Source organism: Bradyrhizobium sp. INPA03-11B, from assembly GCF_040446015.1.
Taxonomy (GTDB): Bacteria; Pseudomonadota; Alphaproteobacteria; order Rhizobiales; family Xanthobacteraceae; genus Bradyrhizobium; species Bradyrhizobium macuxiense_A.
Map to the genome: position 1 here is coordinate 1 of NZ_JASGSR010000026.1, position 13,227 is coordinate 13,227.

The window sequence follows — 13,227 nt, forward strand, 5'->3', positions numbered from 1 at the left end:
TTGACCTGGTGGTAGTGCAGGGCGTGCAGCGTGGCCGCGGTCGGCGACGGCACCCAGGCGGTGGTGGCGCCGGCCTGCGGGTGGCCGATCTTCTGCGCCAGCATGTCCGCCATCTTGTCGGGCGCGGCCCACATGCCCTTACCGATCTGGGCATGGCCGGGCAGGCCGTCGATCAGGCCGTTGTCGACGTTCCAGTCCTCATAGGCCTTGATCCACGGCTGCGCCTTCATGTCGTTCTTGCGGATCATCGGACCCGCTTCCATCGAGGTGTGGATCTCGTCGCCAGTGCGGTCGAGGAAGCCGGTGTTGATGAACATGATGCGCTTGGAGGCGCGCTGGATGCAGGCCTTGAGGTTGACCGTGGTGCGGCGCTCCTCGTCCATGATGCCGACCTTCAGCGTGTTTTCCGGCAGCGAGAGCATCTTCTCGACCTCGGCGAACAGGTCGCAGGTTAGCGTCACCTCGTCGGGGCCGTGCATCTTCGGCTTGACGATATAGGCCGAGCCGGTGCGGCTGTTCTTGACCTTGGAATTGCCCTTGAGGTCGTGGATCGCGAGCAGGCCGGCAACCGCGGCGTCCAGCAAGCCCTCCGGGATTTCCTCGCCCTTGGCGTCGAGCACCGCGTCGGTGAACATGTGGTGGCCGACATTGCGCATCAGCAGCAGGCTGCGGCCGTGCAGTTTCAGCTCGCTGCCGTCGGGCTTCTTGTAGACGCGGTCGGCATTGAGCGAGCGCGTCAGCGTCTTGCCGCCCTTGTCGAAATCGGCCGACAGCGTGCCGTTCATCAGGCCGAGCGTGTTGCGATAGACCAGCACCTTGTCCTCGGCGTCGACTGCGGCGACCGAGTCTTCCATGTCGAGAATGGTGGAGACCGCCGATTCCAGGATCATGTCGGCGACGCCGGCCGGATCGTCCTTGCCGATGACGTTGCTGCGGTCGATCTTGACCTCGACATGCATGCCGTTGTTGACGAGCAGGATCGCGGTGGGCTGGGCGGCATCGCCGAGATAGCCGGCGAACTGCGCGCCGTTCTTCAGCGCGGTCGAATTGCCGCTCTTCAGCTTGACCGAGAGCTGCCCGGCGATCACGGCATAGGACGTCACGTCGGTGTGGCTTCCGGTCGCCAGCGGCACGGCGGCATCGAGGAACGCCTTGGCCTTCGCGATCACCTTGTCTCCGCGGGCCTTGTTGTAACCACGGCCAGCCTCGCTCGGATCATGCGGGATCGCGTCGGTGCCGTAGAAGGCGTCGTACAGCGAGCCCCAGCGCGCGTTGGCGGCGTTCAGCGCGTAGCGGGCGTTGGTCAGCGGCACCACCAGCTGCGGGCCGCAGATCTTGCCGATCTCCTCGTCGACGTTGGCGGTCTCGACCTTGTGGGTCGCGGGCTCCGGCAGCAGATAGCCGATGTCCTTGAGGAACGCGGTGTACGCGTTGATGTCGAACGCCTTGCCCTTGTTGGCGCGATGCCAGTCGTCGATCTTGGCCTGCAGCGCGTCGCGGACCGCGAGCAGTTCGCGATTCTTCGGGCCGAGCTTCTGGATGATGGCGGCGAGTCCTGCCCAGAACGCGTCCGGCGCGATCCCGGTTTTCGGTGTCGCCTCCTTGGCGATGAAATCAAACAGGACAGGGGCGATCTTCAATCCATGGGCATCGACACGAGTCATGATGGGCTTTCTCAAAGAAATGGGGCGCTTAGGGGCTGCTTTCGCAAGAAATCAGCAAAAAAACGCGCCAAAGGGCCGCGTTCACGGCCCTTTTAGCCCTAAAGCCACGGCTCTGAGAAGGCCCCCTTTTCCCAAGCGCGGCTCGGGCAGCCGCGCTGAAGGGCGCGGTCAGGGCGCCCTGGTCCGTACCTTGGTGGCGATCAGCAATGCAGCGAGCACCAGGGGAATTGCGCCCGCCACGAACACGGCCGCCGCGCCCATCATATCGAGCACAAGCCCGCCACCCGCCGCGCCCATGGTGATGCCGAGGAAGATCGAGGCCACCGTCAGTCCGGTGCCGCTTTCGGTCTCGTCGGGCACCATGCGGGTGATCCAGGTCGTCGTCGCCACCGGCACGCCGCTGAAGGCGAATCCCCAGAGTGCGACCAGCGCCAGCGCGGGAACGAGGTCCTTGCCATAGACCGAGAGCAACAGACCGAGCACGCTGATCGCCAGCGGCATCGCGATCAGCGTGAACTTGAGCTTGCGCTCGGCCATCAGCCCGCTGACGAAGGAGCCGATATAGTTGGCGACGCCGAAGGCGAGCAACGTGGCTGCGACGCCGGCAGCGCCAAGCCCGGTCACGCTTTCAAGGAACGGGCGGATATAACCGAAATAGCCGAAGTGTCCGGTGAAGACCAACGTTGCCGCCAATATGCCGGCGCCGATACCCGGCCGTGTCAGGATGTCGATCAGGGTGTCGAGCCCGGCTTCGCCTCTCGGGGCCAAGCGCGGCAAGGCCAGCGCCTGGATGACGAACACGGCTGCGCCCAATGCAGTTGCGAGCAGGAACACGATGCGCCAGCTCGCCACCTCGCCGAGATAGCTGCCAAGCGGAACGGCGATGATCATCGCGGCGGGGATGCCGCTCATCACGATCGACAAGGCCCGCGCAACCAGCGAGGGCGGCACCAGCCTGATCGTCGTCGCTGCCGCCATCGCCCAAAAGCCGCCAATGGCGAGGCCAAGCACGATCCGCGCGGCGAGCAGGAACGTGATGTTCGGCGCCAGCGCCACCAGCAGGTTGGAGATGACCAGCAGGATCGAAAAGCTCAGCAGCACCGGCTTTCGGTTGAAGCTGCGTGTCAGCCTCGGCGTGAACAACGCGCCGACCAGGCCGGCCAGCGAGGTCGCGGTCACCGCCTGACCGGCGAGACCCGGACTGACACCGAGGTCCCTCGCCATCGGTGTCAACACGCCGGACGGCAGGAACTCCGCCGTGAGAAGTGCGGTCACGCCCAGCATCATTGCGACGACGGCGCCCCAGGAGGGCCTGTCACCGACCTCGAGAGCGACGTCGCCCGGCGTCAGCGCAACGGCATCGGCGTGCGCCAGCGCGGGGTCCAGTTCTTGATCCATCGACCGAAACTTCCATCTTATGTTGCACCGCCGCAGACATAGGCTGGAGGTTTTGGACAATCTATGCCATAAACACCCGAATGTTTGATCGTTCGTCCAGATCGTCTGCCGCCGACACGACCGACGCCGCCGTCGATCTGGTGAGCGAATTGCTGCTCGGCATGCGGCTCGAGGGCGTTCACTACCGTCGGGTCGAGACGCGGGCGCCGTTCGGTTTCCGCTTCGACACGCCGTATGGACGCGCGCAATTCCACTTCGTCGCCCATGGCACAGCGCTGCTGCGCTACGCCGATGCGACGTTGCTTACCCTTGGATGCGGTGACGCGATTTTCCTGCCGCGCGGCGGTGCGCATGACCTCGTCTCGGCCCCGGATGAGCCGAGTTGCGACGTCGAGCGTTTCGCGACCGAGACGCTCTGCGGCAATGTCGATGTGACGTCGGCCTGCCCTGAAGGATGCCCGCAGGACGACCAGGTTCTGGTCTTCAGCGCCTGCATGAATTTCGATCTTGGCGGCATGCGCCCGCTGATCGCCCTGATGCCGGAGGTGATGCGGGTCGACACGCTGCTTGCGCGCCAGCCGGAAATTGAGCCGATGTTGAAGGCGATGGAGCGGGAGACCTGCACGCCGCGGGCCGGCTCCGTCGGCGTGATGGCGCGGCTCGCCGATGTTCTCGCTGCGTCGATCGTGCGTGGCTGGGTCGAATGCGGCGGCGACAACGCCATCGGCTGGTTCGAAGCTTTGCGTGATCCGCGTCTCGGCCGCGCGATCGGCGCGCTGCATCGCGCTCCCGGCCGCAACTGGACTGTCGCTGAATTGGCCGCGGAGGCGGGTTGCTCGCGCTCGCTGTTTGCCGAGCGCTTCCAGTCAATGACCGGGCAATCGCCGCTGCGCTACCTTGCCGAGCTGCGCATGCGCCTCGCCACACAATGGATCGAGCATGAGCGCCAACCGATCGATGTGATCGCCCAGCGGCTTGGCTATGCGTCGCAGGCGGCCTTTAGCCGCGCGTTCAAGCGCATCACCGGGCAATCGCCGGGGATGGTGCGGCACGCGGCCGGAAGCCGCCGCGCGGCGGAGTAGCTGCGCGCGAAGCGGTCGCGTGACGACGCGCCTCTCGTTTCACACACCGCCGTCATGCCCCGCTTCAAGCGGGGCATCCAGTACGCCGCGGCTCATCGGCTCAGAAGTTGCTGTCTCTGGAATACGTCATCGCCCGGTCGAGCCGGGCGATGACGGGTGAATCAGATATTCGCCGCGAGGTCGGTCAGTTCGTCGAACAGGATGCCGGTGGTGGCCAACATCCGCTCGATCTCGTCGGTGGCATCGCTGACCGAGCGGTTGGAGGTGTCGATGGTCAGCTCGTTGCCGGCCGGCGGCTGATAATCATTGCCGATGCCGGTGAAGCCCTGCAGCGCGCCGGAGCGCGCCTTGGCGTAATGGCCCTTGGGATCGCGGGTCTCGCAGACCTCGGCAGGGGTGGCGACATAAATCTCGCGGAACGCGCTATCGGCGATGCGGCGTGCCGCGGCACGGTCGGTCGCCGACGGCGACACCGCGGCGACGATCGCGATATGACCGTTGCGCGCCAGATGGGTCGCGACCTCGGCGAGGCGGCGGATGTTCTCGGTGCGATCCTGCGGCGAGAAGCCGAGGTCGCTGTTGAGCCCGGCGCGGAAGGTGTCGCCATCGAGCAGGATCGGCGAGCCGCCATTGCTGAACAGGCGTCGCTCCAGCGCCCGCGCCAGCGTCGACTTGCCCGAGCCGGGCAGGCCGGTCAGCCAGATCACCGCGCCGTTGTGGTGGTAGCGCGCCGAGCGCTCGTCGGGCCGCAGTGCGGACTCCACCGGCACGATGTCGATCGGCACCGCGGGCCGGCCGGCGTCGACCGACAGCACGAGGCCGCCGCCGGCGATGCGGCCATTGACCTCGATCACGAGGCGGCCGGTGCGCGGATTGTCGGTGTAGGGATCCGTCGCGACCGGCTGCGCCAGCGAGATGTCGATCTCGCCGACATGGTTGCGCGCGATCGCGGTGTTTTCTTCGTTGGACAGCGCGCCGGGATCGATCGCCTTTTCGATCGCGACCACAGTGGCGCGGCTTTCCTTGGTGCCGAGCCGGATCAGGATCTGCTCGCCCTTGGTCAGCGGCTTGTCGTGCAGCCAGAAGATCCGCGCGCGGATGCGGCGGGTGTCGCGCGGGCTCTGCCCGGAATGTCCGATGATGTCGCCGCGCTCGAGGAACAATTCGCGGTCCAGCGTGATGCCGACCGAACGCCCGGCGCCCTGCGGGCCGCCAACCGGCGTCACCGGCCAGCTCTCGACCGTCTTGATCTTCGCGATCTTGCCGGTCGGCATGATGACGATCTCGTCGCCGGCCTTCAGGCAGCCGGACTCGACACGGCCCGCCACGATGCGGCGGTCGTCGAACTTGTAGATCGCTTGCACCGGCAGCCGCAGCGGCAGCTCCGCCAGCGGCTTTGCCGGCTCGAGCGCGTCGAGTGCCTCGACCACCGTCGGTCCCTTGTACCATTCGATCCGCGGCGTGTGTTCGGCGACGCCGTCACCGTCGCGCGCGGAGATCGGGACCACCGCGGTCGGCGTCACGCCGAGGCCGATCAGGTGTGCCGAAATTTCCGCGCTGATCTCGTTGAATCGCGCCGCGCTGAAATCGACCCGGTCCATCTTGTTGACGACCACCGCGACCTGCTTCACGCCGAGCAGGTGCAGCAGATAGCCGTGCCGCCGCGTCTGCGAGCGGACGCCTTCGAGCGCGTCGATGATCAACACCGCGCCGTCAGCCTGCGAGGCGCCGGTGATCATGTTGCGCAAAAACTCGGCGTGGCCGGGCGCGTCGATCAGCACGACGTCGCGCGAGCGGGTGCGGAAGCGGATCTGGGTGGTGTCGATGGTGATGCCCTGGTCGCGCTCGGTCTGCAGCGCGTCGAGCAGGAACGACCATTCGAACGGCATGCCGCGCCGTGCGCTGACCGCCTTGAGCATCTCGAGCTTGCCGTCCGGCAGGCTGCCGGTCTCATGCAGCAGGCGGCCCACCAGGGTGGACTTGCCGTGGTCGACATGGCCGACGATGACGATGCGTACCTGCGGCCGGGTGGTGCCGTTGGGCGTTGCCGAGATCGAGGCGGTGGGAAGGATCATGTTCATCGGAACGCTCGCGCGAAGTGGAAAGCCAACTGATTGCTTCGGGGGTGATCAGAGATAGCCGGCGACGCGAAGCCGCTCGAACGCATCCTCGGTCTCGTGGTCGAGCGCGCGGCCGGCGCGCTCCGGGATCTTGGTGGCGTCGAGCTCGGCGAGGATCTCGTCGATGTTGGAGGCGGTGGAGGCGACCGGGTTGGTGATGTCCTGATCTCCCAGCGAGCGGTAACGCTTGCCGTCCTTGGCGAGATAGAGCGGGATGATCGGAATGCCTTCGCGCTTGGTGTAGGCCCAGATATCGGCCTCGGTCCAATGCAGGATCGGATGGATGCGCAGATGCGCGCCTTGCGGCGGCGAGGCGTTGAAGTGATCCCAGAACTCCGGCGGCTGGTCGCGCACGTCCCATTCGCCCTCGACGCCGCGCGGCGAGAACACGCGCTCCTTGGCGCGGGTCGCCTCTTCGTCGCGGCGGATGCCGGCGATCAATCCGTCAAAGCCGTATTTGTTGAGCGCCCATTTGAGCCCCTCGGTCTTGCGCGCAGCGGAACGCGCCGCCGGCGGCAGAGTGGGGTCGACGGCGTCGATCGGCGGGCAGGGCTCGACGCGCAGATCGAGATCCCATTCCTTTCCGAAGCGATCGCGGAACGCATACATCTCCGGAAACTTCTTGCCGGTGTCGACATGGAGCGCCGGGAACGGGACGCGGCCGAAGAACGCCTTGCGCGCCAGCCAGATCATCACGTTGGAATCTTTGCCGAGCGACCACAGCAGCGCGAGTTTCTTCAGCCGGGCGAACGCCTCGCGCAGGATGTAGATGCTCTGCGCCTCCAGTTCGTCGAGATGGTCCATCGACGGCGGCTGAGCGACCGGAATTCCCGGCACGGAAGATGCTTGTGCAAGGGCTGCGGACCGCGTTCCGGCAGCGACAGATTCGTTGTCGAGAAGATGCATCTCTTGGCCTTGGCCTGTGGAGTTGAAAATTCTAAAGTTGCGCTGCAATAGAGAAGAAATAATTTTCTCTTTGCCGGGCTTGATCGAGAGATAAATAGAAAATAATTTCAGTCAACCCCCAAATTGGGGAAGCGAGTGTCTGATGCGATATCTGCCAGTGTTTCTGGATCTGCAAAGCGGCAAGGTGCTGCTCGTTGGAGCGGGCGAGCTCGTGCGCGCCAAGTTGCGGCTGCTCGCAGCCGCCGGCGCCGCGGTTCGCTGGTATGCGACCGACGGTGATCATGAGCTCGCCGGTATCGCGGCGGAGGACGCCGCGCGCATCGAGCGTGCCGAGGGCGATCCGCTCGCCGCCGATCTCTCCGATGTCATCGCCGTGCTCTGCGCCGGCGCTGGCGAGGTCGGTGTCGCGATGTCGGTGCGCGCCAAGGCGATTGGCCTGCCGGTCAACGTGATGGACGACCTCGTGCACTCCACCTTCATCATGCCCGCGATCGTCGATCGCGGCGATGTCGTGGTCGCGGTCGGCACCGGTGGCACGTCGCCGGTGGTGGCGCGCCGCATCCGCGAGAAGATCGAAGCCGTGCTGCCGGCGCGGATCGGCGATCTCGCCGGCTTCATCGGCCACTTCCGCAAGGCGATGCATGCCCGCATCGACGAGTTTCCGCTGCGCCGCCGCTTCTGGGAGCGCATCATCGACGGCCCGATCGGCGCGCTGGTGCTGGCCGGCCGCAAGGACGAAGCCGAGCAGGCACTGAACGCGATCAGCGATCCCGCCGCATTCGCCGGTGCAGATAGCGAAGGCAAGGCCGTCGGTCATGTGACGCTGGTCGGCGCCGGTCCCGGCGATCCGGATCTGCTCACGGTGAAGGCGCTGCGTGCGCTGCAGGATGCCGACGTCGTGTTCTATGACGAATTGGTGTCACCCGAAATTCTCGACCGCGTCAGGCGCGATGCGGCGCGGATTCCGGTCGGCCGCCGCGTCGGCAAGCCCGGCATCGGCCAGGACGCCACCAACCGCCTGATGATCGAGGCGGCGCAGTCGGGCCAGCGTGCGGTGCGGCTGAAGGGCGGCGATCCCTTCATCTTCGGCCGTGGCGGCGAGGAGATTGAGGCGCTGCGCGACGCCGGCGTCGCGTACTCCATTATTCCCGGCGTCTCCGCCGGTCTCGGCGCGGCCGCGCAATTCGAGGTGCCGCTGACCTTCCGGCACGAGGCGCTGCGCATCACCTTCCTCACCGCGCACAAGGCGCGCGATGCCGAAGTCGTCGACTGGTCGGTGCTGACCGACACCAAGATGACCGTCGTCGTCTACATGGGCATGACCGCCGCACCCGCGATCCGTGAAGGCATGCTCGCCGCGGGCCGCTCTCCCGAAACGCCGGTCGGCGTGTTCGCGCGCGTGACGCGGCCCGATGCCAAGGCTGCGGTCGGCACGCTGGCGCGGTTGCCCGAACTGGTCAAACAGGTCGACCGCGGTCCCGCTGTTCTCATCATCGGCGACGTGGTCGCGCATTCCGCGCCGTGGAGCCGATCCAACGTCACCCAACTGTTCTCCAACCAGATGTTCTCCGAACTGCTGAAAGCTGCCGAATGACCTCTCCGCTTGAACAGAAGAAAATCAGGATCACGGGCCCCTCGATGGTCACCGCCAACCGGACCTGGGACGGCGCCGTGGTGTACCGAACCGCCAAGCAAGGCTGGTCCACCGAACTCTCCGACTCCGCGATCGTGACCACGTCCGACGAGGCCCGCGCGCTGCTGGCCGAAGCCACCGCCGACGACGTCGGCGCGGTCGGCCCCTATATCGCGCCGGTCGAGCTCAAGGACGGCGGCAAGGTCAAGCCGGGCAATCTCCGCGAACATATCCGCGCCAAGGGCGTCACCATCGATCTCCAGGTTCCCGCGTAAGGCGCGCCGCGTTAGGGCTCATCGAACATGTATGCTTATGACGAACTCGACCGCACGCTGATCAACGAGCGTGTTTCGGAATTCCGCGACCAGGTGAAGCGCCGCCTCTCCGGCGAGCTCACCGAGGACGAATTCAAGATCCTGCGCCTGCAGAACGGCGTGTACTTGCAGCTGCACGCCTACATGTTCCGCGTCGCGATCCCCTACGGCACGCTGTCGTCGAAGCAGCTGCGCCGGCTCGCCCATGTCGCGCGCCGCTACGACCGCGGCTATGGCCACTTCACCACGCGGCAGAACATCCAGTTCAACTGGATCAAGCTCGCCGAGCTGCCGGACGCGCTGTCCGATCTCGCCGAGGTCGGCATCCATGCGATGCAGACCTCAGGCAACAACATGCGCAACGTCACCTCGGACCAGTGGGCCGGCGTCGCGCCCGGCGAGATCGAGGATCCGCGGATCTGGTCGGAACTGATCCGCCAGCACACCACGCTGCATCCGGAATTCTCGTTCCTGCCGCGCAAGTTCAAGATTGCGATCACCGCGGCCGAGCACGACCGCGCCGCGATCAAGATCCACGACATCGGCCTGCGCCTGCACAAGAATGCCGACGGCGAGACCGGCTTCGAGGTGCTGGTCGGCGGCGGCCTCGGCCGCACCCCGTTCATCGCCAAGACCATCAAGCCGTTCGTTCCCGGCCGTGACATCCTGAGCTACATCGAGGCGATCCTGCGGGTCTACAACCAGTACGGCCGCCGCGACAACATCTACAAGGCGCGCATCAAGATCCTGGTGCATGAGCTCGGCATCGAGAAGTTCGCCAAGGAGGTCGAGGAGGAGTGGAAGGCGATGGGCGATGTCGGGCTGACGCTCGATCACGCCGCCATCGAGGAGGTCCGCTCGCGCTTCTCCTATCCGGCTTACGAAAAGCTGCCGCATATGCCGGACGAGCTGAAGCAGGCCGCGCACGATCCGCTGTTCGAGCGCTGGCGCAAGAACTCGGTGTCGGCGCACAAGGTGCAGGGCTATTCGATCGTGACGCTGTCGCTGAAGCCGGTCGGTGGTCCGCCCGGCGACGCCACCGCCGAGCAGATGGATGCGGTCGCCGACCTCGCCGACAAATATTCGTTCGGCGAAATCCGCGTCGGCCATGAGCAGAACCTGGCGCTGCCGCACGTCGCCAAGCGCGACCTGCCGCTGCTGTTCAAGGCGCTCGATCGCCTCGGCCTCGCGACCCCGAACGTCAACCTGGTCACCGACATCATCGCCTGCCCGGGGCTGGACTACTGCTCGCTGGCCAATGCGCGCTCGATCCCGATCGCGCAGGAGCTGACGCGCCGTTTCGCCAACCACGACACCGCCGACCTGATCGGCCGGCTGCACATCAATATCTCCGGCTGCATCAATGCCTGCGGACATCACCATGTCGGCCACATCGGCATTCTCGGCGTCGAGAAGAACGGTGAGGAATTCTACCAGATCACGATCGGCGGCCGCGCCGACGAGAACGCGCAGTTGGGCACCTTGATCGGCCCGGCCGTTCCCTATGCGGAAGTCGCCGACGTGATCGAAGACATTGTCGAAGCCTATCTCGCGCTGCGCGACCGTCCCGAGGAATTGTTCGTCGACACGGTGAAGCGTCTGGGCGTCGAGCCGATCAGGGAGCGCGTCTATGCCACTCGTTAAGCAGGGAAGAATCACGACCGATCTGTTCGTGCATGTCGCCGACGGCGCCGAGCTGCCGGGCGACGGCGCGGTGCTGGCGACGGCCGAGCGTTTTCTCGCGGATCCCGAGGCGCTGCTGCGCCGGCCCGGCAAGCTGGGCGTGCTCTGGCCGAACAACCGCAATCTCGACGATCTCGTGCCGCATCTCGATCGCCTCGCCTTGGTCGCGCTGGTGTTTCCGACCTTCCGCGACGGCCGCGCCTACAGCCAGGCGCGTCTGCTGCGCGAGCGTTATGGCTATGACGGCGAGCTGCGCGCCACCGGGCAGATCCTGCGCGACCAGTTCGTGTTCATGACCCGCGCCGGCTTCGACGCCTTCGAGGTGAAGAAGGATGCCGACGCCGATGCGTTCGCCCAGACCATGAAGCGCTATTCGGTGTTCTACCAGCCGACCGGCGACGGCCGCGTCACCGCGCTCAACCGCCGCATGCAGCTGCGTCATTCGGAGAGCGCCGGCCAGTGAGCACGCTCGTACGACAGCTTCCGGCGGCCCCGGTCGCATTGCCCGCGGCCGATGAGCTCGATCGCGCGCTGCGCACCGCATCGCCCGCCGAGGTGATCGCGGCCGCGTTGCGGACGATCGGCCGCGAGAAATTGGCGCTGGTGTCGTCGTTCGGCACCGAGTCCGCCGCGCTGCTCAAGGTGATGGCGGATGTCGATCCGGCGATCCCGGTGGTGTTCCTCGATACCGGCTGGCTGTTCGAGGAGACGCTGGCCTATCGCGACACGCTGATCAAGACGCTCGGCCTCACCGATGTGCGCTCGATCAAGCCTGACGAAGACGCGTTGTCGCGCCAGGATCCGGATCGCGAGCTGTGGTTCACCGATCCCGACGCCTGCTGCCGCATCCGCAAGGTCGAGCCGCTGGCACGTGCGCTGAAGCCGTTCGCCGGCTGGATCAACGGCCGCAAGCGGTTCCAGGGCGGCGCCCGCACTGAAATCCCTGTCGTCGAGGACGACGGTGCCAGGCTGAAATTCAATCCGTTCGCCCATGTCTCGCGCGAGGAGATCGAGGCGATCTACGCGCTCGGCAAGCTGCCGCCGCATCCACTTGTCGCATCGGGATATCAGTCGGTCGGGTGTATGCCTTGCTCGAGCCGGTCCGCAACCGGCGAGGATGCACGCGACGGCCGCTGGCGTGGCCGCGCCAAGACCGAATGCGGCATCCACACGATGAAGATGTCGTAAGCATGATCCGGAAAAGTGCGAAGCGGTTTTCCGAAAAGATCATGCTCAGATAACGCGCCAGATCGCGATGACGTTTCATTGCGGTTTGGCGACGTGACAAAGCCTTCGCACCGCGGCGGCTTCGTAGCACAAGCGCGCTGCGCCGCTGAAAACAAAGAAAACCGGTTTCGTTGACTTCAGGCCACTTCACCGTGAGTTATGTCTGGCGTGTTCCCTGACATTCTCAGGTTGAATGGAGACCGAAAATGATCCGTCGTGTGCTGCCGCTGGTTGCGGGATTGTTGTGGGCGAGCTCGGCCTTCGCGACCGACTATTCGCTGCTCAACGTGTCCTACGATCCGACGCGCGAGCTCTATGTCGACTTCAACAAGGCCTTCGCGGCGGCCTATCAGAAGGACACCGGCAAGAGCGTCGAGATCAAGCAGTCGCATGGCGGCTCGGGCTCGCAGGCGCGTTCGGTGATCGACGGATTGCAGGCTGACGTCGTTACGCTGGCGCTGGCCTATGACATCGACGCGATCGCCGGCAAGGGTCTCATCGCCGCGGACTGGCAGAAGCGCCTTGCGCTCAATGCCTCGCCCTACACCTCGACGATTGTGTTCCTGGTCCGCAAGGGCAATCCCAAGGGCATCAAGGATTGGGACGATTTGATCAAGCCCGGCGTTGCCGTGATCACGCCGAACCCGAAGACCTCGGGCGGCGCGCGCTGGAACTATCTCGCTGCCTGGGGCTATGCGCAGAAGAAGTTCGGCTCAGCCGACAAGGCGAAGAAGTTCGTCGCCGACCTCTACCAGAATGTGCCGGTGCTCGACACTGGTGCGCGCGGCTCGACCGTGACCTTCGTCGAGCGCGGTGTCGGCGACGTGCTGCTAGCGTGGGAGAACGAGGCCTTCCTGGCGCTGCGAGAATTCGGCGCGGACAAGTTCGAGATCGTGGCGCCGCCGCAGTCGATCCTCGCCGAGCCGCCGGTCGCCGTCGTCGACAGTGTCGCCGACAAGAAGGGCACCCGCGCCGTCGCCGAAGCCTATCTGAAGTACTGGTACACCAAGGAAGGCCAGGAGATCGCCGCGCGTAACTCCTACCGGCCGCGCGATCCCGAGATCGCCAAGGAGTACGAAAAATCCTTCGCCAAGGTTGAACTTTTCACCATCGATGACGTTTTCGGTGGTTGGACCAAGGCGCAGAAAGAGCACTTCGCCGAGGGCGGCATCTTCGATCAGATCTACAAGAACTGATCGA

The 13,227-nt window shown here is 65.5% G+C and carries 11 protein-coding genes; 7 read left to right on the plus strand and 4 right to left on the minus strand.

Translation table 11 applies throughout. The features are described from left to right. A partial coding sequence (locus QMZ05_RS13510) for a malate synthase G (RefSeq protein ID WP_353701192.1) occupies positions 1-1,664 on the minus strand: 1,664 nt, incomplete at its 3' end. 168 nt (positions 1,665-1,832) lie between these two features. Then, the gene (locus tag QMZ05_RS13515) at positions 1,833-3,062 is read right to left on the minus strand and encodes an MFS transporter (protein WP_353701193.1); all 1,230 of its coding nucleotides are present in this window, start codon (positions 3,060-3,062) and stop codon (positions 1,833-1,835) included. Positions 3,063-3,142: 80 nt separating this feature from the next. On the opposite strand from QMZ05_RS13515, the gene QMZ05_RS13520 reads away from it, so the two are divergent. Beyond that, entirely contained in the window at positions 3,143-4,144 is a 1,002-nt protein-coding gene (locus QMZ05_RS13520) for an AraC family transcriptional regulator (RefSeq protein WP_353701194.1), read from the plus strand. A 161-nt stretch (positions 4,145-4,305) separates the two neighbouring features. Here QMZ05_RS13520 and cysC read toward each other — a convergent pair whose 3' ends face one another. Continuing rightward, positions 4,306-6,225, minus strand: coding sequence for an adenylyl-sulfate kinase (gene cysC, locus QMZ05_RS13525; RefSeq protein WP_353701195.1), 1,920 nt, complete (start codon positions 6,223-6,225; stop codon positions 4,306-4,308). A gap of 48 nt (positions 6,226-6,273) precedes the next feature. Then, positions 6,274-7,068: a sulfate adenylyltransferase subunit CysD gene (gene cysD / locus QMZ05_RS13530; protein ID WP_353701260.1), complete on the minus strand. Its 795-nt coding sequence runs from the start codon at positions 7,066-7,068 to the stop codon at positions 6,274-6,276. Between the two features lie 244 nt (positions 7,069-7,312). Here cysD and cysG point away from each other — a divergent pair, with 244 nt between their 5' ends. From cysG to QMZ05_RS13560, 6 genes are all read left to right on the plus strand, one after another. Next, positions 7,313-8,764, plus strand: coding sequence for a siroheme synthase CysG (gene cysG, locus QMZ05_RS13535; RefSeq protein ID WP_353701196.1), 1,452 nt, complete (start codon positions 7,313-7,315; stop codon positions 8,762-8,764). Next, positions 8,761-9,078, plus strand: coding sequence for a DUF2849 domain-containing protein (locus QMZ05_RS13540; RefSeq protein ID WP_074131355.1), 318 nt, complete (start codon positions 8,761-8,763; stop codon positions 9,076-9,078). Before cysG ends, QMZ05_RS13540 begins: the two co-directional genes overlap by 4 nt. Before the next feature lie 27 nt (positions 9,079-9,105). Further along, the gene (locus QMZ05_RS13545) at positions 9,106-10,761 is read left to right on the plus strand and encodes a nitrite/sulfite reductase (protein WP_050425814.1); all 1,656 of its coding nucleotides are present in this window, start codon (positions 9,106-9,108) and stop codon (positions 10,759-10,761) included. Next, positions 10,748-11,263 carry a DUF934 domain-containing protein gene (locus tag QMZ05_RS13550; protein ID WP_353701197.1) on the plus strand — a complete coding sequence of 172 codons (516 nt, stop codon included), beginning with the start codon at positions 10,748-10,750 and terminating at the stop codon, positions 11,261-11,263. The genes QMZ05_RS13545 and QMZ05_RS13550 overlap by 14 nt, the downstream gene beginning before the upstream one ends. Further along, on the plus strand, positions 11,260-11,988 hold the full coding sequence (locus QMZ05_RS13555) for a phosphoadenylyl-sulfate reductase (RefSeq protein ID WP_353701198.1): 729 nt from the start codon (positions 11,260-11,262) through the stop codon (positions 11,986-11,988). Before QMZ05_RS13550 ends, QMZ05_RS13555 begins: the two co-directional genes overlap by 4 nt. Before the next feature lie 245 nt (positions 11,989-12,233). Continuing rightward, on the plus strand, positions 12,234-13,223 hold the full coding sequence (locus QMZ05_RS13560) for a sulfate ABC transporter substrate-binding protein (protein WP_353701199.1): 990 nt from the start codon (positions 12,234-12,236) through the stop codon (positions 13,221-13,223). Positions 13,224-13,227: the final 4 nt, after the last annotated feature.

What these genes read in the sequence shown, in the direction of transcription:
- QMZ05_RS13515 (WP_353701193.1), bottom strand. Translation starts at nt 3,062, where the DNA reads ATGGATCAAGAACTGGACCCCGCGCTGGCGCACGCCGATGCCGTTGCG.
- QMZ05_RS13520 (WP_353701194.1), top strand. Translation starts at nt 3,143, where the DNA reads ATGTTTGATCGTTCGTCCAGATCGTCTGCCGCCGACACGACCGACGCC.
- cysC (WP_353701195.1), bottom strand. Translation starts at nt 6,225, where the DNA reads ATGAACATGATCCTTCCCACCGCCTCGATCTCGGCAACGCCCAACGGC.
- cysD (WP_353701260.1), bottom strand. Translation starts at nt 7,068, where the DNA reads ATGGACCATCTCGACGAACTGGAGGCGCAGAGCATCTACATCCTGCGC.
- cysG (WP_353701196.1), top strand. Translation starts at nt 7,313, where the DNA reads ATGCGATATCTGCCAGTGTTTCTGGATCTGCAAAGCGGCAAGGTGCTG.
- QMZ05_RS13540 (WP_074131355.1), top strand. Translation starts at nt 8,761, where the DNA reads ATGACCTCTCCGCTTGAACAGAAGAAAATCAGGATCACGGGCCCCTCG.
- QMZ05_RS13545 (WP_050425814.1), top strand. Translation starts at nt 9,106, where the DNA reads ATGTATGCTTATGACGAACTCGACCGCACGCTGATCAACGAGCGTGTT.
- QMZ05_RS13550 (WP_353701197.1), top strand. Translation starts at nt 10,748, where the DNA reads ATGCCACTCGTTAAGCAGGGAAGAATCACGACCGATCTGTTCGTGCAT.
- QMZ05_RS13560 (WP_353701199.1), top strand. Translation starts at nt 12,234, where the DNA reads ATGATCCGTCGTGTGCTGCCGCTGGTTGCGGGATTGTTGTGGGCGAGC.